Raw genomic sequence first — 26,264 nt, 5'->3', positions numbered from 1 at the left:
ACATCCGTGGATGACGCGGTTGCTTGCTGCTCAGGCGCCGCTAATGGCGTGGCGGGCAACAAAATGCCCGGGTGCCACTTCCAGTAACGGTGCCACTTCTGGCTCATCACCCAATGGGCGGATCGGGCTGGGGATCTCATCCACCATTAACGCCCGCTCGCGATGACGGTGCGCCGGATCGGCGACCGGCACCGCGGCCATCAGTTTTTTCGTGTAAGGATGGCGCGGCTGCTCAAACACCGCCTGACGCGGCCCCATTTCCACAATCTGTCCGAGATACATCACGGCCACGCGATGACTGATGCGTTCTACCACCGCCATATCGTGAGAAATAAATAAGAAGGCGATGCCAAACTCGCGCTGCAGGTCGAGCATCAGATTGATGATTTGCGCCTGAATCGACACATCCAGCGCCGAGACTGACTCATCGGCAATCACCACTTTAGGGTTCAGCGCCAATGCGCGAGCGATGCAGATGCGCTGGCGCTGGCCACCTGAAAATTCGTGTGGATAGCGCTGCGCATGCTCCGGCAGTAAACCGACGCGCTCCAGCAGCCAGGCGACGCGCTTTTCCGCCTGTCGCCGATCCATGGTTTTATGCACCAGCAGCGGTTCCATAATCGAGAAACCCACCGTCAGGCGCGGATCGAGGGAGGCGTAAGGGTCCTGAAAAATGAACTGAATGTCGCGGCGCAGCGAAGCCAGCGCGTTGCCCTGCAATGCGTCAATTCGCTGACCATTAAAAGTAATGGTGCCGCCCTGGCTGGCGACCAGACGCAGCAGCGATCGACCCGTTGTGGATTTTCCGCAGCCAGATTCGCCCACCAGCGCCAATGTCTCGCCAGCGTGCAGATCAAAACTGACCTTCTCCACCGCATGCACGCGGCGCTTCACGCGATTGAGTAAACCACCACGAATATCAAAGCGCGTCACCAGATCGCGCACCTGCAAAATGGGTGGCTCATCGCTGCGCACCGTATCCTGCGGGGTGGCGATCTCTTCTCGGCCATTGGTGTGCAGTAAGGGGAATTTCGCGGGCAGGGGCTGGCCGCTCATCGCACCCAGCTTCGGTACTGCCGCCAGCAAGGCGCGGGTATAAGGCTGCTGAGGCGCATCAAACAGTTGCTGCACCGGCGCACGCTCAACCACATCGCCGCGATACATCACCTGTACGCGATCGGCCATCTCCGCCACCACGCCCATGTCGTGAGTGATAAAAATCACCCCCATCTGCATCTCTTTTTGCAGCACGCGAATCAGTTGCAGAATTTGCGCCTGAATGGTGACGTCCAGCGCGGTGGTGGGCTCATCGGCAATCAGCAACGCCGGTTTGCACGACAGCGCCATGGCAATCATCACGCGCTGGCGCATACCGCCGGAGAGCTGATGCGGAAAACGCGATAACACGTTGTGGGCTTCAGGTATGCGCACCAGATCCAGCATACGCCGTGCTTCGGCCTGCGCTTGTTGGTGACTTTTACCCTGATGTAAACGAATGGATTCGGCGATCTGCTCACCCACCGTGAAAACCGGGTTGAGCGAGGTCATCGGCTCCTGGAAAATCATCGCCATATCGGCGCCGCGCACTTTGCGCATTTGACCGGCGGAGGCACGCATAACATCCAGCACTTCGCCGTTACGTCGACGCAGCTGGATCTCGCCGCTGACATCGCCGCCCGCCTGCTGAATCAAACGCATCAGCGCCAGCGAGGTCACCGATTTTCCTGAGCCTGATTCACCGACCAGCGCCAGGGTTTCGCCTCGGTGCAGGTCAAGCGACAGATTTCGCACCGCTTCGGTGATTCGCCCTTCATGCTCAAAACGTACGTTGAGGTCACGCACCGCCAGAACCTGCTCGGGTGCAAACTGCTGCTGCTGCGTCATGCCTGCTCCTTAGCTATCGCGGTAAATCGCTACCTCGACTTCGCCACCCACATAAGCGAATCCCCGATACATCCCTTCACTGTTAAAGGGCAATACCACGTTGCCGTGCCTGTCGACAGCGATCAGCCCGCCGCTGCCCTCGAGTTCCTGGACTTTGTCATGAATCACGTTAGCCGTGGCCTGTTGCAAGGTGCGACCGCCATACTCCATCTGTGCAGAAACGTCATAAGCGGCCAGCGTGCGGATAAACACTTCACCCGTGCCGGTGCAGGACACCGCGACAGTTTCATTATTAGCGTAGCAGCCCGCGCCGACGAGCGGCGAATCGCCAACGCGCCCGACCTGCTTGTTAGTCATACCGCCGGTTGAAGTGGCGGCCGCCAGATTACCCTGAAGATCGAGCGCCACCGCACCCACGGTGCCGAATTTGCGATCGGGATCGAGCGGGTCATCGCTGTGACTTTGCGCGGCACCATCATGATCGAGCATCATCTGCTGGCTGCTCAGCGCACGCTGTAACTGCTCCCAGCGTTCAGGCGTGGAGAAGAAATCCGGCGCAACCTGTTCCAGCCCCTGTTCAGCGGCAAAGGCTTCTGCGCCCGCGCCGATAAACAGCACGTGCGGACTGTTTTCCATTACTTTACGCGCCGCCAGGATCGGGTTACGAATGTGGCAGACGCCCGCCACCGCACCCACGTCGAGAGTGCGGCCATCCATAATGCTGGCATCCAGTTCGTGAGTGCCCTGATGGGTAAATACCGCGCCTTTGCCTGCGTTAAACAGTGGGCACTCTTCCAGCAGTCGCACCGCCTCGGTAACCGCATCCAGCGCGCTGCCGCCTGCGGCGAGAATCTGCTGGCCTGCGGTAACGATTGCGTTCAGTTGCTGACGATAGTGCTGCTCTTTTTCGGCGCTCATGGCGGCACGCGTGATTGCGCCCGCACCGCCGTGAATTGCGATAACTGCTTTAGCCATAACCGGTACCCTGTCAGGAAATCAGAACCAAAAACACTGATTTAGAATGGTTTTCATCTTTTTTAGGCAATTTTCGACTATAGAAAGGCACTCCCGGCTTGTAAAGCAGAAAGTGTATCTCCGGTCATAACCTTTTATTGTGGATTATGCATTTTTAGTCACATGTGACTCGGCCGACAAATGCCACCATAATAGGCAGCATCAGAAATTCATCACGCAGAGACAGACATGGAACCTTTCACCGCAGGATTAATCTCCCTCGAAGACGCGCAGCAAAAAATGCTGCAACAGCTCACACCCATCAGCGATTGCCTCAGCGTCTCGCTGTTTGAAGCGGCGGGACGCATCACGGCGAAACCCGTGACTTCCCCGCTGGATGTGCCACCGTTTGATAACTCGGCAATGGACGGTTATGCCGTTCGTCTCAGCGATATCACGCCGGACCGCGAATTCCCGGTCGCAGGCAAAGCCTTTGCCGGTGCACCGTTCAACGGCGAATGGCCAGCCGGCAGCGTGATTCGCATTATGACCGGTGCGCCGATTCCTGCCGGTTTTGATGCCGTGGTAATGCAGGAGCAAACCGAGCAGCGTGAGGGCGGTATCGTCATCACCGCCGCCGTGGCCGCCGGGCAAAATATCCGCCGCATCGGTGAAGACATTGAGGCCGGTAAACAGGTGCTGGATGCGGGCGTCCGCCTGGGCGCCGCCGAGTTGCCGCTGCTGGCTTCATTGGGTATTGCCGAAGTCAGCGTGCTGCGCAAACTGCGCGTAGCAATTTTCTCCACCGGCGATGAGTTGCAGGCAGTAGGCCAACCTTTGGCGGACGGTCAAATCTACGACACCAATCGCTTCACCGTATCGCTGATGCTCAACAAACTGGGCTGCGAAGTGATCGATCTCGGTGTGATTGCGGACGATCCCGAGGCGCTGCGTCAGGCGTTCAGCGAGGCCGATCGTCAGGCGGATGTGGTAATCAGCACTGGCGGCGTATCCGTCGGCGAAGCGGATTTCACCAAAGCGATGCTGGAAGAGTTAGGCGTAATTACCTTCTGGAAGCTGGCGATGAAGCCGGGCAAACCTTTCGCCTTTGGCCGTCTGGCCAACAGCTGGTTCTGCGGCCTGCCCGGCAATCCGGTGTCTGCCGCCGTGACCTTTTATCAGCTGGTGCAGCCTTTACTCGCCACCCTTACCGGCCAGACCACGCGCATTATGCCGCTGCGCCAACGCGCCCGCGCTACCCAGCGTTTGAAGAAGTCGCCTGGCCGCCTCGACTTCCAGCGCGGCATTCTCAGTCGTGGTGAAGACGGCGTGCTGGAAGTGCGCAGCACCGGCGCCCAGGGTTCGCACGTGTTTAGTTCTTTCGCCCTGGCCGACTGCTTTATTGTGCTTGAGCGCGACCGTGCGGATGTTGAACCTGGCGAATGGGTTGAGGTTGAAGTTTTCAATAGCCTGCTGGAGGGCTAATGAGCGTCGAACTGAGCCATGAAGAGATGCTGCGTTACAACCGTCAGATCGTGCTGCGGGATTTTGATTTTGACGGTCAGGAGAAGCTCAAAGCCTCACGGGTGCTAATCGTTGGTCTCGGCGGGCTGGGTTGTGCCGCCGCACCCTATCTTGCTTCCGCTGGCGTAGGCCATCTTACTTTGCTGGATTTCGACACCGTCAGCCTCAGCAATTTACAGCGCCAGATTTTGCACAGTGATGCCACCATCGGCCTGGCCAAAGTGGAGTCTGCACGTCAGCAGCTGGCGGCGATTAATCTGCACTGCCAGCTCGAAGCGATTGATGCACAGCTGGATGATGCCCAACTCAGCGCTCTGATCGCGCGCCATGATGCGGTGCTAGACTGCACGGATAATGTTGGTGCGCGTGAGCAGATCAATCGTTTGTGTTTCCAGCACAAGGTGCCGCTGATTTCCGGTGCGGCCATTCGCATGGAAGGTCAGCTCAGCGTGTTTACCTGGCAGCCCGGCGAACCGTGCTATCGCTGCATTAGCCGCTTGTTTGGCGATCAGACATTAAGTTGCGTGGAAGCTGGCGTGCTGGCGCCGTTAGTGGGCGTGATTGGCGCGATGCAATCTTTAGAGGCAATAAAAGTGCTGACCGCGTTGGGGCAACCTGCCCGTGCACGCTTGTTGATCTATGACGCGATGAGTGCAGAATTCCGTAGCATGAATGTGATGCAGGATAGGCATTGCGAGGTGTGCGGCCAGAAATAAGTAAGGTGCGCATGGCTGCGCACCTTGTGTGTATTACTCCTGCGGGAAGATGGTGCCTTTATTCATAATCCCGTTCGGGTCAAACGCGGTTTTCAACGCCTGCAAGATTGGCCATGCGCTGCCGTGTTCTTGCTTCGCCCACTGCACGCGATGCTTACCGATACCGTGGTGATGCACCATCGAGCCGCCCAACTTCAATGTCTCTTCCACGATCATGCCATTCAACGGCACGTGATATTTCGCCATCTCCTCCTCCGGACGGCAATCCACCACGTTGTAGTCGTAAACGAAGTACATATTGGTGCCGTTGATGTAGCTGTGTGATGAATGACCGCCCAGCATGGTGATGTCTTTGGCATGTGGGAATTCAGTGCGAATACGCTTCAGCACATTTTCATAGATGGCATTGATGGTTGACCAGTCACCCGACACCTCGGTAGTAAAGCCCATATTGCCGGTGCGCTGGATGAAATCACGCTCCGCCTGCACTTTCTCCGGGCCCCAGTTCAGGTTCTCAAACCACGTCTGGATCAGCTGGCTGTCGACCTGCTGGCACTCAGAATGTTTCGCCACAATGCCTTCAATACCTTTACCAGTGGCTTCGCTAATGCCCGCCGTGCCTTCTGCCATAAAGATCAGTACGCACTTATCGTTCGAGAAATGACTGAAGTGCTGTTTGGCATCTTCCGGATCGTAAAGACGAGCAATCGAAGGCCGATAGCCGTCCACCATCACTTCACGCAGAATGGCGAACCCGGTCTTCATCGAGTCCAGCAGATAGCCGTAGAAACGATTATTCTCCGGCTGATATTTGAAGATTTTTACCGTGACTTCAGTGATGTAACACAGCGCACCTTCGTTGCCGATAATCACATGGCGAATATCTGGCCCTGCCGCTCGACGCGGCACGTTTTTGATGCGGGTGATGTCACCGTTCGGGAACACTGCTTCCAGCCCCACCACCATGTCTTCAATCGCGCCATACAGCGTCGAGAATTGGCCAATACTGCGCGTGGCGACCAGTCCACCCATCTGCGCCAGCGGTTTCGACTGCGGTGAGTGGCCGGTGGTGTAGCCCTGTGCCCGCAGTTGGTTTTCCAGCACTTCAAGCGTGACGCCGCACTGAGCGGTGACCTGCATGTTTTCAATATCGATCTTGATAACCTGATTCATACTGGATCCATCCAGCACGACCGAGTTTGGCGCAGCGGTTTCCAGCCCCCCTTCCGTTGCTGATGCACCGGTACGCGGTACGCCATTGATGTGATGGCGATTCATAAAGGCTAAGACATCCGAAACCTGTTGGGTATTTTGCAGTTTCACCACCGCAGCCGGGATCGGCAGAGTATAAACGCCGTGAATATCGGCATATTTACGAAAACGATCGTGGCTGCTGCGTTTTAATTCAGCTTCATCGGTCACGACTTGTTGCGGGCCAACGATCTCTTTTAACTGCTCGACAATGGCTTCACGTGAAAGCGTCATAATATTCTTCCTCTCAACAAATATGATTAATTAACGAACCCGATATCCACCATCGACAACCAATAAATGGCCGTTGACGTAATTTGATGCGCGGCTGGCTAAATACACCATTGCACCCATTAAATCTTGTGTATCTCCCCAGCGATTCGCCGGAATATGATCCAGCACCCGTTGATTGGTTTCAGGATTACTGCGGGTTGCAGTGGTGATGGCCGTTGCGTAATAGCCTGGCGCGATACCGTTGACCTGGATATTGTATTGCCCCAACTCATCACAATAGGATTTGGTTAAACCGGCCAGCGCATGTTTGGTGGCGGAATAAGCCGGTGACCATTGGCCACCAAGCCAGGAAAACAGCGAACAGATATTAATAATTTTACCGCTCTGCTGCGGCACCATTATTTTCGCTGCCTGATGACTCATCTCAAAAGCAGCGGTGAGATTCACAGAGATCATCGGATCCCAATCTTCACGACCGAAATCCAGCACTTTGTTGAGCTTACAGATGCCAGCATTGTTGACCAGAATATCCAGCCGGCCGAAGCGCTCCAGACACTCCGCAACAATGCGTGCCGGTTCGCCAGCCTGCGTGATATCCGCTTGCATAAATTCTGCACGAACACCCTGTTTTTCAATCAGTTGCTTTGTCTCTGGATTGGCAGGCGCCAGATCAGGAATAAAGACATTGGCACCTGCTTTCGCCAGCGCGACCGCAAAGGCCTGGCCCAAACCGGTGTTGCCTCCGGTGACAATGGCGCACTGCCCTAGCAGCGAAAAGAAATCGAGTGAAAATGTATCCAGCGATTCCGTCATGATTCCATCTCCTGGTCTGAATAACGGGCAAAAAAAAGGAGAAAAGCAAGCTCCTTCGCAGTAAAGCGAAGAAGTTACTTTTCTCCAGATCTCCAGTAACTGGTGATTACGCTAGCATGGGCATTTCGAAATAAAAAGCGATCTCAATCACAAAAAAAACGGAAGACACCAAGGCACTGAATTAAGCAGCAGAATAAATACGCCAGCGAAAAATATATAAGAATAAGCCGAGTCATTTTAATAACGCCATTCTGTGACTTCCTTCACAACGTCATGGTAAGTTGTCATGCTAAAAATGCTCCTCGTTACTGTCTGAGACCAAGAGAAAAGTAACTTTCTGCGATTGCGGAAAGGACGCTTTTCTCTTTTTTTTGTTTCTAATTTGGGGGAGAAGATGCAAACCAAAAACTCAATCCGCTGGTTAACATTAGCGGTTATTAGCATCAGCGGTGGCATTAGTTTTGATTTGGCGTATTTACGTTATATCTACCAAATTCCGATGGCGAAATTTATGGGATTTTCGAATACCGAAATCGGCATCATTATGAGCACCTTTGGTATTACCGCTATTTTACTTTATGCCCCCGGCGGCTTAATTTCCGACAAATTTTCCCATCGTAAAGTGATGTCTGGTGCGATGATCGCCACCGGCATTTTAGGTGCCATTATGGCCACCTATCCACCGCTGTGGGCAATGTTGCTGATTCAGGTCGCCTTTGCCATCACCACCATTCTGCTGCTGTGGGCGGTGTCGATCAAAGCGGCTTCGCTGCTGGGCACGCGTGAAGAGCAAGGCAAAATTATGGGCTGGATGGAAGGCCTGCGCGGTGTCGGCGTGATGGGGCTGGCGCTGTTTACCGTCTGGGTGTTTGCCCAATTTCACCCTGACGACCCGAATAGCCTGAAAGCGGTGATCCTGATTTACAGCGGCACCTATGTAGCACTCGGCATTGCCTGCTGGTTTTTAGTCAGCGATGGTTTTGCCCAGCAGGATGAGGAGCAATCATCAGCCTTCAGTCTGCAGCATGCGCTTCGCGTGCTGAAAATGCCCACCACCTGGTACTGCAGCATGATCATCTTTGGCGTATATACCATTTACGCCATTCTCAGCTACTCCACCAACTATCTGTCCGAAATCTATGGCATGTCACTCGTGGCCGCCAGTTATATGGGCATCATTATCAACAAAGTGTTCCGTGCCATCTGCGGTCCGCTGGGCGGCATGGTCACCAGTTACAGCCGCTGGCGCTCACCAACGCGCGTGATCCAGTTCCTGTCTGGATTCTGCCTGTGCGTGATCGCCCTGCTGTATGTCGTCACGCAATCCCCGATCAGCCTGGCACTGGCGATCGGCCTGATCTTATTGATGGGATTCACCTGTTATGCCTCACGCGGCCTCTATTTTGCCTGCATCGGCGAAGTGAATACGCCAAAGCAGATCCTCGGCACCACCATTGGTATTTGCTCAGTCATAGGCTTCTTACCCGATGTGTTCGTCTATCCACTGGTGGGTTACTGGCAGGATACGCTGCCGCCCGCCCTTGCCTACCGCAACATGTGGATCATGGGCGGCTGCGCCAGCCTGCTGGTGCTGTTGTTTACCGCCTTACTCATTAGCCAGATTAAGCGGGTCTCACCTGCTGGTCACGCCGCGCCATTAAAAGGAGTCTGATATGTCTGCGCGTTATTTGATGGGAATTGATGTCGGCACACAGAGTGCCAAAGTGGTGATTTTCCGCACCGACGGTGAGGTGATGTGCAGCGCACAGCAGGCGCTGCGTGCACTGGAGATCCCTCAGCCCAATCGTGCCGAACACCCAGATGACGATCTTTGGCATTCGGTCCAGCAGGCCTGCCGTGCGGCAATGACGCGTTTCCACCAGCTCGGTGGTCAGGACCATCAGCTGCTGGCGGCCGGACTGTGCGTGATTCGCTGCTGCCGGGTGCTGATGCGTCAAGATGGCGAGCTGGCGTGGCCGGTGATCAACTGGATGGACGCACGGCTCAACCAGCCTTATCAACCCGCGCCGGAATACGGTGACGTGCGCTGGATCACCACCACCTCCGGCTATATCACCCATCGCCTCACCGGTCAGACACGCGATACCAGTGCTAATTATATCGGCTGCTGGCCAATGGATGATGCCCGCCAGACGTGGGACGACAGCAAAATGGCGAGCTGCCATTTGCACCGGGATCAGCTGTTTGATGTGGTACGTCCCGGTGAAATGTTAGGCGAGGTCACCTCAACCGCCGCGCGGGCGAGCGGATTACCGTTGGGTTTGCCAATTATCGCCACCGCCCATGACAAAGCGGTGGAAGCCTTAGGCGCTGGTGCGCTGGCTCAGGGCGAAGCGCTAATATCACTGGGCACTTACATTGGTGCGATGGTGCATGGCGACACGCAACCGCACGCCAGCGAGCACTTCTGGCCGTTCCAGGCCGCGCTGCCGGGCCATTTTCTCTACGAGTGCATGGGCGTTCGGCGGGGGATGTGGACGGTGAGTTGGTTCCGCGATCAGTTCGGCGCAGCGGCACTGCAGGATGCGCAGGACACCGGTGTGGATATCGAAACCCTGCTCGGCGCTGAAGCCAGTCTGGTAGCGGCCGGCAGCGACGGGCTTATCACGCTACACGACTGGGCCGCACCGGCCGAAGCACCGTGGCGTAAAGGAGCGATCATTGGCTTTGATGGCCGTCATACGCGTGCACATCTGTTCCGCTCTCTGCTGGAAGGCATCGTGTTCACCATGAAAAACCATCTGGATCCGATGATGCTGGCACTGGATCGCCCGCTGACACAATTAGTGATTTCCGGCGGCGGTGCCAACAGCGATCTGTTTATGCAACTGTTCGCCGATATCTTTGGTGTGCCTGCCCGCCGCAATGCGATGCGCAGTTCCGCCGCTATCGGCTGTGCTCTCAATGCGGGCATGGCATTAGGCGTGTGGCAAAGCTATCAGGAAGGCGTGACGGCACTGGTGAAAACCGGCGAGACATTCCTGCCGAATGCTCGCCATCATGCGCTGTATCAGCAACTCAATCAGCAGGTTTACCAGCAACTTCACAGCGCGCTAGACCCTCTGCTCAAGCGCCTTAGCCCACTCGCGGAGGCTTAGCGTCGCTGCGCCAATGGCCAGACGCCAGCGTTAGTGGTCGAGACTGCCAACGCGCCCGCCGCTAACGCCAGCTGTGCATCCTCTTCGTCGCACACCAGCCCGCCAGCAATGATTGGCTGGCTGATGCGTTCGGCGATCCAGCCCAGCACTTTCGGCATACAACCAGGCAGGATCTCCACAATATCGGGCTGAGACTGCGCGACCTGTTTATCAATGTTGTTGAAGGAGATGGAATCCAGTACGAACAGGCGATGGATTGCCCAGAAACCGTGCTGGCGCGCGGCTTTCAGCATCGCCGGTTTGGTACTGATGATGCCATCCGCCTGCGTCACAATTTTCAGGAACTGGATCACCACTTCCTGGCGCGAACTGCCTTCCAGCAAATCAACGTGCACAAAGGCGATCTTCCCGGCCTGTTTTATCTGCCCGACGATGCGCCCGATATTGCATATGTTGCCATACAGCACCGACACCACCTGGCAAGGTGAGTCAATCGCCTGTTGCAGGCTTTGCGCATCTTTAACGGCGGCGACCACCGGCGAGCTCTTTAACAATTCAACTAAATCCACGACACATCCACCTTTTCACTAAAGGATAACGCTGGCTGCGGGCGTGGCAGCGTTGAAACGTTGCATCTCCGCCAGCAGCCAATCCCGAAATACCGCCACGCGCGGCAACATCTGTTTGCCGTAAGGCACCTCCAGCCAATAGCCGTTAGCGCTGGAAAGCAACTGTGGCGAGATCTGAACCAACACGCCGTTGCTGAGTTCGTTACGCACCATGGCACGATCCAGCACGGCAAAACCTGCACCGGTGACACAGGCGTTGATCACCTGATCCTGCGTGCTAAACGCCAATCCGTTATCTTCCGGCGGCGCAGTTTCACCGCAGGCCTGATACCAGCGCGACCAGTTATCCAGCCGACTGTCGCCATTCAACACGTGCAACTGCGGCATCAGGCTGATATCTGGCCACATGCCATCCAGCATCAACAGCGGACTGCCCACCAGCACCAGGGTTTCATGACACAACCATTCCCCTTCCGCGCCCGCTTCTTGCGCATCCTGCTGCGAGCCAAAACGAATGGCGCAGTCGAAGTCGCTGTATTTCTGCCGCGCTTCACTGATCAGCATGATTTGCAGTTGACGATGCTGTTGACGCAATGAAACCAGACGCGGCGCTAACCAGCGCGTGGCAAATGTAGGAGCGACCTGTAAACGCAGGTGCTGGCGGGGATTGTGCTGCTGCACGCTGCGTACGCCCTCTTCCAGCAGATCCAGCGATTGACGTACCACTGGCAGCAGCTGGATGGCTTCCGGCGTCAGCATCAATCCACTATGGCTTCGGACGAACAGATCTTTGCCAAGGAAGGTTTCCAGCTGTCGCATCTGGCGGCTGGCGGCGCTCTGCGTCATGAACAAGGCATCGGCGGATTTACTGAAGCTCAGCGTGCGGCAGGTCTCTTCGAACAGCCGTAACATACTGAGTGAAGGCAACTTTCTCATTCTGACTCCAGCAGCCAGGCGGTAAAACATCGCGCCAATCTAATCACAACCCAGACGGTAACGGAGAACGTAAACCTAAATTTTTGAGTGCAATCACAGGAAATTGCGGAATAGGGGTATGACTTTTTCGCACTGGCCTGCCCCCGGCTCCAATGTCACAGTAATTTCTCATCCAGATAACAATAAAATAACAACCATCTCTCCCCGAAGGAGGAAGGAACATGACGCAAACGACTCTGATGGATGATGTACCCTTAAATCGCTTTCACCTCAAAATCACCGGGCTTACCTTCGGTGCACATCTCACCGATGGCTACATTCTCGGTTCCGTTGGCTTCGCGCTGACACAAATGACGCCGCAAATGTCACTCACGCCATTCTGGCAAGGCATGATTGGCAGCTCTGCATTGATCGGGTTGTTCCTCGGTAGCCTGATTCTCGGCTGGATCGCCGACAGCGTCGGCCGCCAGAAGATTTTCTGCTTCAGCTTTATCCTGATCACTCTGGCATCCGGCATGCAGTTTTTTGCCCAGTCAGCGGAACAACTGTTCCTGCTGCGCGTGCTGATTGGCTTCGGCTTAGGCGGTGACTTCTCGGTCGGCCATACCATTCTGGCGGAGTTCGCCCCGCGTAAACATCGCGGCGTGCTATTAGGTGCCTTCAGCGTGCTCTGGACGGTCGGCTATGTCGCTGCCAGCTTTGCCGGACATCTGGCACTGCAGGCCCACGTCGACGGCTGGCGCTGGTTACTCGCATCCTCTGCCCTGCCTGCATTCGCGATTCTGCTGTTGCGTATTGGTACGCCGGAATCCCCGCGCTGGCTGCTGCGTCGTGGTCGCCGTGAGGAAGCCATGGCCATCGTTCATCGTTTGTTTGGCTCCCACGTCACTTTGCAGGAAGAGAAACAGCAGGAGCAGGATGGCAGCCTGAGCGCGCTATTCCGCCCGCGCTATCGTCGCCGTACCGCCTTTAACTGCCTGTTCTTTGTCTGCCTGGTGATCCCGTACTTCGCCATCTACACCTTCCTGCCCGCTATTCTGCGTGAGATGGGGTTGGATCAGGGCTTTGCCACCGATCTGCTGTTGAGCGGTCTGCTGCTGGTGGGTGCCGTGCTCGGTATCGTGCTGACGGCGATGTGCTCACGCCGAGGCTTCCTGATCGGTTCCTTTATTTTCCTCGCGGCCTGTTTGCTGCTGTTAAGTCTGCTGCACAACAGCGCCGGTATCTGGCTGATTCTGTTGTTTGCAGCCTTCACGCTGATCATGTCGGCCGTGAGCAACCTGGTGGGCGTATTCCCGGCAGAGAGCTTCCCGACCGATGTGCGCTCACGCGGCGTAGGTTTCGCCACCTCAATGAGTCGACTCGGCTCGGCGGTCGGCACATTGCTACTGCCACTCGCCATCGTTAATTACGGCATCGCCGGCACCATGGGTTTGCTGGCGGCGATTCTGGTGCTCGGCGCGCTGGTGTCCATCGCCTGGGCACCCGAAACCAAAGGGCTGACGCTCACTGACGCCTCTCAAGACACCCCGGCGGCGGATAAACCGCTCAGCCCCAACGCTTCAACTTCAACGCAACATCTGTAACTGGAGGTAATGATGGAAATGTATATCGGTGAAGGCTTCGCAGGCGACGGCGTTAACGCATCGCACATCAATATCATGATTGGACCGCGCAATGGCGTGGTAGGACAGGCGTTCTCCACCAGCCTGGCGAGCCCTTCACAAGGCCACTGCCCGTTTATGGTGGTGATCAAGCCTAACGTACCGGCCAAGCCAATGACGCTGTATGTCAATAAAGCCGCCATTAGCAGCGATCTGCACGGCAACGCTACCTGGGGTGCATCGCAGGCGGCGATAGCCAAAGCGGTGACCGAAGCACAACTGCAAGGCACGCTGCCACCAGAAGCGGAAGATGAGTGGTGCATTGTTACCGCCAACTGGGTCAATCCTGGCTGTACCGATCTCGATGAAGTGTTCGCTAACAACTATCGGGCCTGCAAAGTAGCGATAGAAGCGGCGATGGAAAAGCTGCCGGGCCGCCAGCAGTTGATTAATGCCCTGCCCGAGTTGGGCAATCCCTTTTATTCCCCGAAGTAGCAGGAGTTGCAGCATGGAATACATCAAACTGGGCCACAGCGGTTTACAGGTGTCGCGTCTTTGCCTCGGCACCATGAATATGGGCAGCAAAAGCTGGAAACCGTGGATTTTCGACGAAGCACAAAGCGAGCCGATCATTCGCCACGCGCTGGAGAACGGCATTAACTTTATCGATCTGGCCGATTTCTACTCCAGCGGGGCCGGGGAAGAAGTGGTAGGCCGCGTGCTAAAACGTATCGCCCAGCGTGATGAGTTGGTACTGACCACCAAAGTCGGTTATCCCCTTGGCGGCGGTCAGAACAATCAGGGCCACTCGCGTAAACACATTCTCGATAGCATCGATGGCAGCCTGCGTCGCCTCGGCACCGACTATGTTGATGTCTACATGCTGCACTATTTCGACGTGAACACGCCGATCGAAGAGACATGGGAAGCGATGAACAGCATCGTGCGCAGTGGCAAAGCGCGCTACGTTGGCGTCTCAACCATGTACTGTTGGCAATTGGCGAAGATTTTGTGGTGCTGCGAGCGCAACAGCTTTGTGAAACCAATCAATATGCAGCTTCAGCTGAACTGCGCCTACCGCGAGGAGGAACGCGAAATGATGCCGTTCTGTCGCGATCAGGGCCTGGGCGTTTCCGTGTTCAGCCCACTGGCACGCGGACTGCTGAGCGGCGATGCGCAATCCATCCGTAATCAAACCGATTTCTTCACCCGTGAAATGTATGCCGATGAAGCCTCGATCCAGATTGCGGAATCCGTCGGCCGTGTCGCCGCCGCACGTGGATTAACCAGTGCGCAGATTGCTCAGGCCTGGGTGCTGTCCCATCCAGGCGTGGATTCGATGCTGGTAGGCGCAGACAGCGTCGCCCAATTGGATAGCGCCATTGCGGCACTGCATACCCCGCTGGATAGCGAAGAGCGCTTCGAGCTGGAACGCAACTACACGCCGTGCGATGTGATCAACGATTACACCGCGGGAAAACGTATCGCCCGTCATAGCCGCGCTGCGCGCACGGTGTTTACTGATAACACACTTCAATCTGCAAGGAATATCGCATGACATCTTCACTGCTGCGTACCGGCTGGTATTGCAATGGACAATGGCTGGAGAGCGATCGCACTTATGATGTGACCAATCCGGCCGACAACAGCGTAGTGGCGCAGGTCGCTAACGTTGGCGCGGCGGAAACCAACCGCGCGATTGATGCCGCCGCCGCTGCCCTACCCGCCTGGCGTGCCTTAACCGCCAAAGCGCGCGCTGCGATCCTGCAGCGTTGGTATCAATTGATTATCGAGAATCAGGAAGCGCTGGCGCAATTGGTGGTGCAGGAACAAGGAAAAGTGCTGGCAGAAGCACGCGGCGAGGTGCTTTACGCCGCCAGCTTTATTGAGTGGTTCGCCGAGGAAGGCAAGCGCGCCAACGGCAAGACGATTCCTTCAACCAAGGCTGGCAATCTGATCCTGACGCTGAAACAGCCGGTTGGTGTTGTCGCCGCGATTACGCCGTGGAATTTCCCGCTGGCGATGCTAACGCGCAAGCTGGGCCCGGCACTGGCCGCCGGTTGTACCGCAATTGTGAAGCCGGCGAATGAGACACCGCTGTCGGCCTTTGCCCTGTTGGTGCTGGCCGAACAGGCGGGTGTTCCGGCTGGCGTGCTGAATGCGGTGAGCGGCGAAACCGTGGAGATTGGTCACACGCTGACGCACAACGATGCGGTGCGTAAAATTTCCTTCACCGGCTCGACTGCTGTGGGCCAGTTGCTGATGCGTGATGCCGCCAGCTCAGTGAAGAAGCTGTCGCTGGAGCTGGGCGGTAATGCGCCGTTTATCGTGTTCGATGATGCTGATATTGATGCGGCAATCGAAAGCGCGATGGCAGCCAAATTCCGTAATAGCGGCCAGACCTGTATCTGTGTGAACCGCTTTTATGTGCAGGATGGCGTGTACGATCAATTCGTCACCAAATTGGCTGCAGCGGCGAACGCGTTGAAAGTCGCGCCGGGCCTGACACCGGGTGCACAGCAAGGGCCGCTGATTCATCAGCGCGCGATGGAGAAAGTCGAAGCGCATGTGCAGGATGCCTTGCAGCACGGTGCGCGTTTGGTTTGTGGCGGCGAGCGGCATGCGTTGGGTGGCAGCTTTTATCAGCCTACGGTGCTGGCCGAGGCCAATGAGCAGATGCGTCTGGCACACGAAGAGACTTTCGGACCGGTTGCGGCCTGCTTCCGTTTCAGTACCGAACAGGAAGTGATCGAGCGCGCCAACAACACGCCTTATGGGCTGGCTGCTTATCTGTTTACCCGCGATCTGGCGCGGGCACTGCGCGTGACTCCGCAACTTGAGAGCGGCATGGTCGGCGTTAACGAAGGGATTATCTCCACGGAAGTGGCGCCGTTTGGTGGCGTGAAAGCGTCAGGATTAGGGCGCGAAGGCGCGGATGTTGGGCTGGAAGAGTACCTGGAAACCCAGTATGTGAATATTGGGCAGATTGGTTAATTTGGCTGGTTTCGCTGGTTTCGCTGAAGGTCGGGTGCTGGGTCAGATAAGGTCCGCCCGATCGCAAAGGAAACCGGCATCCATGCCGATCGGCTGGGCCATCCGTGGCCCAGACGCTTTGCTCTTCGGGCGAACCTTATCTTCCCTTTAAACTTTGGTGTGGCTGTTTAAATTCAATCGTTGTTCGCGCAGGCTGAATTAACCAACAGAGGGCACAAATATTGATAAAGGCAGGAATGGTGGGTCCGGAGTAAAGCGTTCGCCGCAGGGATGCGGCGGTCGAGGCTACAGGGATGTATTCACGCCGTCTTTACGGAGCGGCCCACCATTTGTGCCTGAAGGTGTAGGACTTCCAGGCGAATTGGCAAACCAGAGTAAAGCGCCCACCGCAGGAATGCGGCGACCGAGGCTACAGGGATGTATTCACGCCGTCTTTACGGAGCGGCCCACCATTTATGCCTGAAAGTCCGGGACTTTCAGGCAACATAAAGATTTTAAACAATACCCTGACTACGCAGATAATCTTCGTAGTTGCCGGTGAAGTCGACAATGCGATCGCCTTTCATCTCCATCACGCGGGTGGCCAGCGAGCTAACAAACTCACGGTCATGCGAGACGAAAATCAGCGTGCCCTCATAGGCCTCGAGAGCCAGGTTAAGCGACTCAATCGATTCCATATCGAGGTGGTTAGTCGGTTCATCCATGATCAAGATGTTCGGCTTCTGCATCATCAGCTTGCCAAACAGCATGCGGCCTTTCTCACCACCGGACAGCACTTTAGCTGGCTTCTTGATTTCATCATGACCAAACAACAGACGGCCCAGAATACTGCGCACCGCTTGCTCGTCATCACCTTCCTGCTTCCACTGGCTCATCCAGTCGAACACACTCAGGTCATCGGCGAAATCTTCGGCATGATCCTGCGCGTAATAACCAATCAACGCATTCTCAGACCATTTAACCGTGCCGCTGTCAGGCGTCAGTTCGCCAATCAGCGTTTTCAGCAGAGTGGTTTTACCGATACCGTTGGCGCCCAGAATCGCGACTTTCTCTCCGACTTCAACCATCAGACTCAATTTGCTAAACAGCGGACCGTTATCAAACCCTTTCGTCATGGTTTCGACTTCAAGCGCATTTCGGAACAGCTTCTTGTCCTGATCAAAACGCATATAAGGGTTCTGACGACTTGAGGCTTTGACTTCATCCAGTTTGATTTTATCAATCTGTTTAGCGCGCGAGGTGGCCTGCCGAGATTTAGAGGCGTTGGCGCTAAAACGGCTAACAAAGGATTGCAGGTCGGAAATTTGCGCTTTCTTCTTCGCGTTATCAGATAATAGACGTTCACGCGCCTGGGTTGCCGCAGTCATATATTCGTCATAATTACCTGGATACACGCGCAGTTCGCCGTAATCCAGATCCGCCATGTGTGTGCACACCATATTCAGGAAGTGACGGTCATGCGAAATGATGATCATGGTACTGTTACGTTCGTTTAGCACCTGCTCCAGCCAACGAATAGTATCAATATCCAGGTTGTTCGTCGGTTCATCGAGCAGCAAAATATCCGGGTTTGAGAATAATGCCTGCGCCAAAAGCACACGCAATTTCCAACCTGGTGCGATTTCGCTCATCGGACCGTAATGCTGTTCCACTGGAATGCCCACGCCCAGCAATAATTCACCGGCACGAGATTCCGCGCTGTAACCATCCATTTCACCGTATTCAACTTCCAGGTCGGCAACTTTATAGCCTTCCTCTTCGCTCATTTCTGGCAAAGCATAAATACGATCGCGCTCTTCCTTCACCGCCCATAATTCGGCGTGACCCATAATCACCGTATCGAGTACGCTAAATTGCTCAAAGGCAAACTGGTCCTGACGTAACTTACCGATACGCTCGTTAGGGTCGAGTGAAACATTACCGTTGGTCGGTACCAGGTCGCCGCCCAGTATTTTCATGAAGGTCGATTTACCGCTGCCGTTCGCACCGATTAAACCGTAACGATTACCGCCGCCAAACTTAACGGAGATATTCTCAAACAGCGGCTTACTGCCGAACTGCATAGTGATATTGCTGGAAACTAACACGGCATTGACCTTTGTTACGCGATGGAGGAAAAAACAGCGGGCATTATGCCAGAAACGGGCATCAGGACGCCACCTTTGCGCCTGTTAGCGTGAAGATGAAATGCTGAACGCGTTGTTGCAAAAAGAGAAATAAAAAAGCCGAAGACGATGTCGTCTCCGGCTCCCGCTTACAAGGATTGTGCAGATTATTTGATCAGGAAGCTGTCCAGGCTTTTACCTGAGTCCAGCGCTTTCTTAATCGCTGCTGGGGTACGGCCCTGGCCGGTCCATGATTTCTCTTCACCGTTTTCATCGGTGTAAGAATATTTAGCCGGACGCGGTGCACGCTTCGCGCGTTTTTTACCGGTTTCCAGCGCACCCAGCAATTCGTTCGGATCAATACCGTCAGCCAACAGCATTTCGCGATATTTAGACAGCTTTTCTTCTTTCTCGCGGTTCTGCGCTTCTTCGGCGTTAACTTCGTCACGACGTTCAGTCACAACAACGGTTAATTTCTCCAGAATCTCTTCCAGATCGGTCAATGGCAGTTCACGAGCTTGCGCACGTAATGTGCGAATGTTGTTCAGAACTTTAAATGCGTCACTCATCACAATGTCCTTGCATATGGGGTTTTAATAAACTGTAGCGGCAAGACTACCCAATTCAAATAAAAAAATAAATTAATTTATGCGGACGGATAATTCCTAACAGATTAGCGTATTCACAATTTGAGCGATTACCCCAGCGATAAGCTTTAATTAACGGCGAATTAACAACAGCAGTTTAGTACCACCCGCTGGAACTGGTACCGATTTCAGCGGTTATTCCCGGCTGATAAACAAGCATTTAGCCACTAATGCCCTGTTCGGCTGAAGTGCGTTGGCAGATTAATCAGGATTAATGTTATGGACGAAAATCTATTTTCACAGGTGATTATTATATTTTCACCGTTGAGGGCACAATCGCATTTTTATCTCCCTTTACGATAAAAAGCCGGCGCATGCACCGGCTTTTATCTTCATAAAACGTAACCTCAGGTTACGGGCTTTTCTTCAGGGCGGGCGTCAACTGCGGTTGCGGTTCTTCATTTGACAACCAGTCGTGCAAATAATGCTCGAACTTTCCAGTGAGCGATTTCGTGTTTACGGTGCTCAACGAAATCAGAACTCGCGTTCCCTATTCCAGTCAGTGCGAAAAAATAAAGAACGCGAGGGATAAAACCACTAATCCTTCCAGGCATCCTGATGCCGAGAACGTGCCTTAATACCGAAATAGCCCCCCTGCCAGGGTTGGCAATTAATCTTACCTTATGGCGTATGACTGCCGTTTTAACAAGCTGGGGAGTACTACATGATGGTATTCGCCAGGATAACCGCTGAATCACAGCGTGACGACTCAGTTTAAAAATAATTGAAACGGTGCTGAGCCTTTCGCCACCTTGTTTTAAGGCACCGTGGTGGCAGGCCCGAACACCGAATATTCAGGTAAATTCACGTTCTGATACGGCTCCCAGCCGCCGCCCAGCGCTTTGTAGAGCGCCACCAAATCCAGCGCGCTTTGCATGCGCGCCTGTGTCGATTGCGCTTCCGCCTGCGCTAACTGGCGCTGTGCATCCAGCACATCCAGGAAGGTGGAAATGCCCTGCTTATAGCTATCGCTGGCGAGATCAAACGCCCTCTGCAATGCGCCTGTGGTTTCATCCAGAGCGGTGACCTGCTGCTGATCGGCGCGGTAGCTAACCAGCGCATTCTCAACATCCTGCAGCGCGGTCAGCACCGTCTGACGATATTCCAGCGCCGCATTGGCCTGCTGCGCGCGTGCCAGTTTCACACTGGAGACCAAACGCCCGCCCTGGAAGATAGGAATCGAAAGTGATGGCCCGATGCTATAAAAATGGCTGCTCCAGTCATCCAGATAGCTGGCATCGGTGTTGCGAACCCCGAGCTGTCCCGTCAGTGACAGGCTGGGGAACAGATCCGCCACCGAGACGCCAATGTTGGCGGTCTGCGCGTGCAGATTGGCTTCCGCCTGCCGAATATCCGGACGTCGCCGCGCCAGCGTGGATGGGATTCCCACCGCCACCATTTTCGGCAGCGCCGGTAACGCTTTGCTGCTCATCAGCTCGTTATCCAGTGCGCCCGGCGTTTTGCCCAGCAATACCGCTAAGCCATTCATGGCCTGACGTTCCTGCGACTGATAACCCGGCAATTGCGCATTTAGAGAGGCAAGTTGTGCACGCGCATTTTCCACATCAGTTAGCGGTGCCATACCGTTACGCTGCTGGCTTTGCGTCAGTTCCCAGGTTTGCTGCGCCACATCGATTTGCTGCTGCAGCGTGTTGAGCACCGCTTGCGAGCCACGCAGTTGCAGATAGGCGCGCGCCACTTCCGCTTCGAGCGACACCAGCGCGTCATTGCGCTGCTCAACAGCAGCCTGCTGCTGTGCGTCTGCGGCTTCCATCTGACGACGGACTTTGCCCCACAGATCCAGCTCCCAGCTGGCGTCAAAGCTGCCTTGATAAAGGGTGACAGAATGATCGAGCCCGTTCAGCTGATTGGCGACGTCACTGTCCACCTGATCGTAAACCCCGTTGGATTTCAGTATGCCTTTTAAACCCAACTGCTGACGTGTGGCTTTTGCCGAGCCATTAAGTGACGGAAAAAGTCCGCCGCGTGCCTGCGCCAATTGCTCTCGCGCGCCGGCAATGCGCAACACCGATTGCTGCAAAGATAAGTTACCGGCGATGGCGCGCTCGATCAGGCTATCCAGCTGTGGATCATTAAAGCTTTTCCACCATAGCGGGTTGATGGCCGCCGATTGCGGTTTTGAGGCTTCCTGCGACGGCAAATCGCGATAACTGCCCGGTGTCTGCGCATGAGGTGGCTGATAATCAGGGCCCACAGCGCAACCTGCCAGAAGCAGAGACAACGCCAGCAAACTCAAGCGCGGAGAGGTGATCATTTTAGTGTGCTCCTGCACTGCCTTCGCTCTTGATCGGCGAAAGCAACCAACAAAAAGGAATCAACAGCAAGGCCACGATACTCAGGCCCATAAATACGTCGATGTACGCAAGGATACGCGCCTGCGCAATCATCTCTTTGTACAGCTGACCCGTCGCCAGCGTCAGGGGATCGCCCACCGCAGTTGTGAAGTCGCGAATCGACTGCGCCCAATGCTGCAAAGTAAGGTTGAACGGCTCGTTGAGCGGCGTCATGTTATGCACCATGCTCGCCGACCGCGTCTGCATACGTTCAGTGATCCCTGCCGTTGCCAGTGAAATGCCGATCGATCCCGCCACATTACGGAACATGGTAAACAGCGCAGCAGCATCCGCATTAAGTCGCTGTGGCACCGTGATAAAGGCGATGGTAGTGAGCGGCACAAACAGGAAACCTAGCCCTATGGACTGTGCACTGCGCATTAAGACCAGGGTGGTGAAATCAACGTTCGGCGTTAAGGTGGTGGAATAGAAAAACGCGCTGGCAAGGCAGGTAAAACCAAAGGCGATGATGTAGCGCGTTTGCACAATGGGCATCAGTTTCAGCACCAGCGGAATCGTCAGCACAATCAATACCGCGCCGGGCGACAGCACCAGCCCTGACCAGGTGGCGGTATAGCCGAGATCCTGCTGCGCCAGCTGTGGAAGTACCACCGAGCTGCCATACAGGATCATCGCCATGCCCGCCATCAGCAAACCGGCAACCCAGAAGTTGCGATCTTTCATTACCGTGATATCCACCACCGGCTTACGGGCGTACAGCAGCCAGTAGACTGCGCCGACAATGCCAATCACCGCCAGCATGCAAAACAGGCGAATAAAGTGCGAGGCAAACCAGTCTTCATCTTCACCACGGTCGAGGAATACCTGCAAACAGCCCAGACCAAGGGTTATCAGGCTGATACCGATATAATCGATCTTCAGCTTGCCCTTCGCCCATTTACGCTCCCATGGCGGATCTTCCAGCAGCTGATAGATCGCCAGCACCGTTAAAATCCCGACCGGGATATTGATGAAGAACACCCAGCGCCAGCTGTAGTTATCGGTGATCCAGCCACCAAGCGTTGGGCCGATCACGGGTGCGACGATAATCGCAATCGAGGAGAGACCAAAGGCTTTGCCACGATCTTCCGCTTTAAAGTAATCGAGGAGCACCGATTGCTGCACCGGCTGCAAACCACCGCCGAAAAAGCCCTGCAACACGCGGAACAGAATGATTTGCCACAGTTCTGTGGCGATGCCGCACAGGAATGAGCAGATGGTGAACATCACAATACAGATCAGGAAGAACTGTTTACGCCCGAACAAGCGGCTAAAGAAGGCGGAGATCGGCAACACAATGCCGTTGGCCACCAAATAGGAAGTCAGTACCCAGGTGGATTCGTCGTAACTGGAAGAGAGTGAACCGGCGATGTGCGGCAGCGCCACGTTGACAATGGTGGTGTCGAGGATCTCCATAAACACCGCCAGCGTCACCGTGATGGCGACCAGCCAGGGATTGCTGGCCGGACGCCAGCTTTCGCTCGCACTCATTCTACGGTGACCTTCGGCTCAACCGACAGGCCCAGTGGCAGCGGATGATTCGGATCCAATCCCTTATCAATGACGATTTTCACCGGCACGCGCTGCACAATCTTCACATAGTTACCGGTGGCATTCTCAGCCGGGAAGGTGGAGAAGCGCGAGCCGGAGCCCATCTGCACGCTGTCGACATGTCCTTCCAGCTTCATATCAGGCCAGGCATCGATGCTGATATCCACTTTGTCACCAGGATTCATCCGCGCCAGCTGCGACTCTTTGAAGTTGGCGTTAATCCAGATATCCGGCGACACCAGTGAAAATAGCGCGGTACCAGCCTGTACCAACGTGCCGACCTGTACGTTGCGCTTGGTGACAAAACCATCGTACGGGGCACGCACTTGCGTGTATGAGAGATTCAGTTCGGCGGTGTTGAGCTGTGCCTGCGCCTGCTCAACCTGCTGCTGGCGCGCTTCTACGTTGGTTTCCTGCTGACGAATCTGCAATTGCACCTGCGAAGCCACTTCGACCTGCGCTTTGGCGCTTTGCAGTTGTGCTTCAGCGGATCGCAGCTGCGCGGCCGCGGTATCAATGTTGCGCTGTGAGGTCGCGCGGGGATCCACGCCGCGCTGACGACGATAGTCCGCCTGCGCATTCAAAAGATTGGCCTGAGCTTTGGCTTGATCGGCTAATGCCTGATCGCGCTGCGCCGGATACTGCACGCGTGACAGCGCTAATTGCGCTTGTGCCTGATGCAGTTGCGCCTGAGCCAGACCAAGCTGGGCTTTGGCCTGATCGCGTTGGGCACTGGTGTCACGCGGGTCGATCTCCACCAGCAAATCGCCCTGCTTCACTCGTTGGTTGTCTTTTACCAGCAGTTTCACCACATAACCGGCCGCTTTCGGTGCGATGGTCACCGCATCGCCTTCGGTAAAGGCATCATCCGTGGTTTCAATATTGCGCGTAGTGAACCAGAACCACAGCCCCACCACCAGCATGATCACCACCACGATGGCGAGAATGATCAGGGGCTTTTTGCCGGGGCGTTTACGTTGTGGTTCGTTGTTGTCTTGGCTGGAGTCTGAAGCGTGCTGCGCATCCTGCTGCTCGCGAGCGGGCGGCTGATTGTGGTTATCACTCATAGGTTATCATCGCTGGCTGTGATCCCGATCCACGGGCAAAAACGGTCAACTTAACCTTAGATCGAAAATTGACAAATGCCAGTACAACTTTACACAAGCCAACAATCAACGCATTTTCTGCCACTGCGTGCGATAACGCGCTGAATAACCAGCGCGTCAGCTCAAGGTGCAGAACAAAATGGCAGGCTTATTTTAACCAGTGCAATAGGAACCAGCCACACAGCATCGACCACGCCAGCATGGGCAGAGAAAACAGGTGAAAGCGCCACCAGACTTTGCTGTCCTGCGCCATACGCAGCGCAATCAGATTAGCCAGTGAGCCCGGCAGCAAGCCGAATCCACCAATGTTGACGGCCCATGCCAATACCTCTGACGGCGGCACTTTTTGCAGCAACAGAATGGTCGCTGGCACATTACTGATGACCTGTGAAAGGCCGATCGCCAGCAAATATAAACCGCCTTCACTCAACTGGCTTATCGCGGCGAAATGCGGCTGCAGCAAGGAAAGATGCATCAGTAAAAACACATCGATGAACATCGCGATAAATACCAGCAGCAAGCTCCAGTCGATACTGATTAATACGCTGCGCGCCATAATCAGGAAGCATGCCGCCACCAACAAGAGTGCCCATCCGGTCATTTTTAGCTCTAAAGCCACAATAAACACCAGATAGAGCAACACACTGATGATAAATAGCGGTTTTTGCCACTGATGCGCTTCGCTTTGCGCATGTTTCTGAATGGTTCGTTTGGGAAAGCTGTACCAGGTCAGCGCCATCAGGCTGATCATCAATACGGCAGCCAACGGTGCCATCTGCAGGATAAAGCCCGGCACGCTGAGTTTACCGTGGCTCCATAACAGAATATTTTGCGGGTTGCCCACCGGCGTTAGCAGCGATCCGGCATTCACCGCCAGCGCTTCAAAAATGATTAAACGAGATATCGGCAGGCGCGAGAATTTGCGCAGCGTGAGCGTCAGCGGCACCAGAATAAACAGCGCCACATCGTTGGTGAGAAAAGTGGAAAGCAGCGCGGCGGCACACACCATAAATAGCGCCAGTGTGCGCTCATGTTGAAAGCGCTGCACCAGACGCGCGCCGAGCACATCAAAATAGCCGCTGTTTTCCAGCCCTTTGGTCAGCATCAATAGCCCGGTGAGCGTCATGATAGTGTGCCAGTCAACGGCGGCGGGCAATTGCGGCCAGCGAAACTCCGCCAGCGGCAATAAAATCACACCCAACAGCAACAGCAAATGCAAAATACGATCACGCATTAAGGAACGCAGCACGATGGGCATGATGGCGGAAGGCCTTGTAGGTTAGCGGCTCTCGTAAAACTTCTGGAAGACAGCGAGGGTTTCATCACTGACGTGATGTTCCAGGCCTTCAGAATCCCGGCGGGCAGTTTCCGGGCTGACACCCAACGCCAGCAGGAAGGTTTCCACAATGTGATGACGGACGCGGCTCGCCTCCGCCAGCTTTTCCCCTTCAGGCGTCAGAAACACACCGCGATAAGGAACCTGCTCCACCAGACCGGTGGTGCCTAAACGCTTCAACATTTTCGCTACGGTGGGCTGCGAAACGCCGAGGCGCGCGGCCATATCCACCTGGCGAGCTTCACCAAATTCACGAATCAAATCAGAGATTAACTCTACGTAGTCATCAATAAGTTCACGTCGATGCGCTTCGCGCACCTGGCGAAATCCTTCGACATGCTCCTCTATCTCTTTAAGCGGCCCCTGGGGCGTGTTGGTGGCGCTCTTTGCACGACGACTCATTCAGCTTCCTCTTTATTATCTGCCGCACTTTACCTGCGGTGCGGGCCTGGCTGCGCTCATTGTAAACCAGGCACAAAGAAGCACAAATTTTTCCTAAATAGTGTTGGCTAAAGAGTATAGCCAGTGCTATCTTTGTTCGTAATGTAAGCGAATAGCTTAATTAGG

At 55.1% G+C, this 26,264-nt stretch carries 21 protein-coding genes; 8 read left to right on the top strand and 13 right to left on the bottom strand.

Features of this window, described 5'->3' with window-relative positions; genetic code table 11:
* Nucleotides 1–30 precede the first annotated feature (30 nt).
* Nucleotides 31–1,884, bottom strand: coding sequence for a glutathione ABC transporter ATP-binding protein GsiA (gene gsiA, locus ACXI0A_RS08170; RefSeq protein ID WP_476149442.1), 1,854 nt, complete (start codon nucleotides 1,882–1,884; stop codon nucleotides 31–33).
* A gap of 9 nt (nucleotides 1,885–1,893) precedes the next feature.
* Complete coding sequence (locus ACXI0A_RS08165) at nucleotides 1,894–2,859, bottom strand: isoaspartyl peptidase/L-asparaginase (protein ID WP_476149444.1); 966 nt, start codon at nucleotides 2,857–2,859, stop codon at nucleotides 1,894–1,896.
* A 228-nt stretch (nucleotides 2,860–3,087) separates the two neighbouring features.
* Between ACXI0A_RS08165 and moeA the strand changes: the two genes are divergently transcribed.
* Together moeA and moeB are read left to right on the top strand one after the other, a co-directional pair.
* Nucleotides 3,088–4,323, top strand: coding sequence for a molybdopterin molybdotransferase MoeA (gene moeA / locus ACXI0A_RS08160; protein WP_476149446.1), 1,236 nt, complete (start codon nucleotides 3,088–3,090; stop codon nucleotides 4,321–4,323).
* Entirely contained in the window at nucleotides 4,323–5,078 is a 756-nt protein-coding gene (gene moeB, locus ACXI0A_RS08155; RefSeq protein WP_476149448.1) for a molybdopterin-synthase adenylyltransferase MoeB, read from the top strand. The genes moeA and moeB overlap by 1 nt, the downstream gene beginning before the upstream one ends.
* A 33-nt stretch (nucleotides 5,079–5,111) precedes the next feature.
* Here moeB and ACXI0A_RS08150 read toward each other — a convergent pair whose 3' ends face one another.
* Together ACXI0A_RS08150 and ACXI0A_RS08145 are read right to left on the bottom strand one after the other, a co-directional pair.
* Nucleotides 5,112–6,563 carry an FAD-binding protein gene (locus ACXI0A_RS08150; RefSeq protein ID WP_476149450.1) on the bottom strand — a complete coding sequence of 484 codons (1,452 nt, stop codon included), beginning with the start codon at nucleotides 6,561–6,563 and terminating at the stop codon, nucleotides 5,112–5,114.
* Between the two features lie 30 nt (nucleotides 6,564–6,593).
* Nucleotides 6,594–7,379 carry an SDR family oxidoreductase gene (locus tag ACXI0A_RS08145; protein ID WP_476151114.1) on the bottom strand — a complete coding sequence of 262 codons (786 nt, stop codon included), beginning with the start codon at nucleotides 7,377–7,379 and terminating at the stop codon, nucleotides 6,594–6,596.
* A 391-nt stretch (nucleotides 7,380–7,770) separates the two neighbouring features.
* On the opposite strand from ACXI0A_RS08145, the gene ACXI0A_RS08140 reads away from it, so the two are divergent.
* The gene (locus ACXI0A_RS08140) at nucleotides 7,771–9,048 is read left to right on the top strand and encodes an MFS transporter (RefSeq protein WP_476149451.1); all 1,278 of its coding nucleotides are present in this window, start codon (nucleotides 7,771–7,773) and stop codon (nucleotides 9,046–9,048) included.
* 1 nt (nucleotide 9,049) lies between these two features.
* The gene (locus ACXI0A_RS08135) at nucleotides 9,050–10,495 is read left to right on the top strand and encodes an FGGY family carbohydrate kinase (RefSeq protein ID WP_476149454.1); all 1,446 of its coding nucleotides are present in this window, start codon (nucleotides 9,050–9,052) and stop codon (nucleotides 10,493–10,495) included.
* Here the strand turns inward: ACXI0A_RS08135 and ACXI0A_RS08130 are convergent.
* Both ACXI0A_RS08130 and ACXI0A_RS08125 read right to left on the bottom strand, forming a co-directional pair.
* Nucleotides 10,492–11,064, bottom strand: a complete 573-nt coding sequence (locus ACXI0A_RS08130) for a glycerol-3-phosphate responsive antiterminator (RefSeq protein WP_476149456.1) — start codon at nucleotides 11,062–11,064, stop codon at nucleotides 10,492–10,494. The two genes, ACXI0A_RS08135 and ACXI0A_RS08130, sit on opposite strands and share 4 nt — an antisense overlap.
* A gap of 18 nt (nucleotides 11,065–11,082) precedes the next feature.
* Nucleotides 11,083–12,000 carry a LysR substrate-binding domain-containing protein gene (locus tag ACXI0A_RS08125; RefSeq protein ID WP_476149458.1) on the bottom strand — a complete coding sequence of 306 codons (918 nt, stop codon included), beginning with the start codon at nucleotides 11,998–12,000 and terminating at the stop codon, nucleotides 11,083–11,085.
* 221 nt (nucleotides 12,001–12,221) lie between these two features.
* Between ACXI0A_RS08125 and ACXI0A_RS08120 the strand changes: the two genes are divergently transcribed.
* From ACXI0A_RS08120 to ACXI0A_RS08105, 4 genes are read left to right on the top strand one after another with little or no spacing between them, the layout of a single operon-like run.
* On the top strand, nucleotides 12,222–13,586 hold the full coding sequence (locus tag ACXI0A_RS08120) for an MFS transporter (protein ID WP_476149460.1): 1,365 nt from the start codon (nucleotides 12,222–12,224) through the stop codon (nucleotides 13,584–13,586).
* Between the two features lie 12 nt (nucleotides 13,587–13,598).
* Nucleotides 13,599–14,099 (top strand): formaldehyde-activating enzyme, encoded by a 501-nt coding sequence (gene fae, locus ACXI0A_RS08115; RefSeq protein ID WP_476151116.1) that lies wholly within the window; start codon nucleotides 13,599–13,601, stop codon nucleotides 14,097–14,099.
* Between the two features lie 13 nt (nucleotides 14,100–14,112).
* Nucleotides 14,113–15,162 (top strand): aldo/keto reductase, encoded by a 1,050-nt coding sequence (locus ACXI0A_RS08110; RefSeq protein WP_476149462.1) that lies wholly within the window; start codon nucleotides 14,113–14,115, stop codon nucleotides 15,160–15,162.
* Nucleotides 15,159–16,598, top strand: coding sequence for a succinate-semialdehyde dehydrogenase (locus ACXI0A_RS08105; protein ID WP_476149464.1), 1,440 nt, complete (start codon nucleotides 15,159–15,161; stop codon nucleotides 16,596–16,598). The genes ACXI0A_RS08110 and ACXI0A_RS08105 overlap by 4 nt, the downstream gene beginning before the upstream one ends.
* A gap of 494 nt (nucleotides 16,599–17,092) precedes the next feature.
* Here the strand turns inward: ACXI0A_RS08105 and ACXI0A_RS08100 are convergent, their stop codons facing one another.
* The 7 genes from ACXI0A_RS08100 to mntR form a co-directional block, all read right to left on the bottom strand.
* Nucleotides 17,093–18,685 (bottom strand): ABC-F family ATPase, encoded by a 1,593-nt coding sequence (locus ACXI0A_RS08100; protein WP_224929697.1) that lies wholly within the window; start codon nucleotides 18,683–18,685, stop codon nucleotides 17,093–17,095.
* 185 nt (nucleotides 18,686–18,870) lie between these two features.
* Nucleotides 18,871–19,272, bottom strand: a complete 402-nt coding sequence (locus ACXI0A_RS08095) for an H-NS family histone-like protein (RefSeq protein ID WP_224929700.1) — start codon at nucleotides 19,270–19,272, stop codon at nucleotides 18,871–18,873.
* 835 nt (nucleotides 19,273–20,107) lie between these two features.
* Nucleotides 20,108–21,625 (bottom strand): efflux transporter outer membrane subunit, encoded by a 1,518-nt coding sequence (locus ACXI0A_RS08090; protein WP_476149466.1) that lies wholly within the window; start codon nucleotides 21,623–21,625, stop codon nucleotides 20,108–20,110.
* Nucleotide 21,626: 1 nt separating this feature from the next.
* Nucleotides 21,627–23,195 carry a DHA2 family efflux MFS transporter permease subunit gene (locus ACXI0A_RS08085; protein ID WP_224929705.1) on the bottom strand — a complete coding sequence of 523 codons (1,569 nt, stop codon included), beginning with the start codon at nucleotides 23,193–23,195 and terminating at the stop codon, nucleotides 21,627–21,629.
* A complete protein-coding gene (locus ACXI0A_RS08080) occupies nucleotides 23,192–24,322 on the bottom strand; it encodes an HlyD family secretion protein (RefSeq protein ID WP_476149469.1) in 1,131 nt (376 codons plus the stop codon). The genes ACXI0A_RS08085 and ACXI0A_RS08080 overlap by 4 nt, the downstream gene beginning before the upstream one ends.
* A 187-nt stretch (nucleotides 24,323–24,509) precedes the next feature.
* On the bottom strand, nucleotides 24,510–25,619 hold the full coding sequence (locus tag ACXI0A_RS08075; protein WP_476149470.1) for an SLC13 family permease: 1,110 nt from the start codon (nucleotides 25,617–25,619) through the stop codon (nucleotides 24,510–24,512).
* Nucleotides 25,620–25,640: 21 nt separating this feature from the next.
* Nucleotides 25,641–26,099, bottom strand: a complete 459-nt coding sequence (gene mntR, locus ACXI0A_RS08070) for a manganese-binding transcriptional regulator MntR (RefSeq protein WP_224929712.1) — start codon at nucleotides 26,097–26,099, stop codon at nucleotides 25,641–25,643.
* Nucleotides 26,100–26,264 lie beyond the last annotated feature (165 nt).

Source organism: Pantoea sp. C1E2 (genome assembly GCF_056491465.1).
This window is presented reverse-complemented; position numbering and strand designations above follow the sequence as displayed.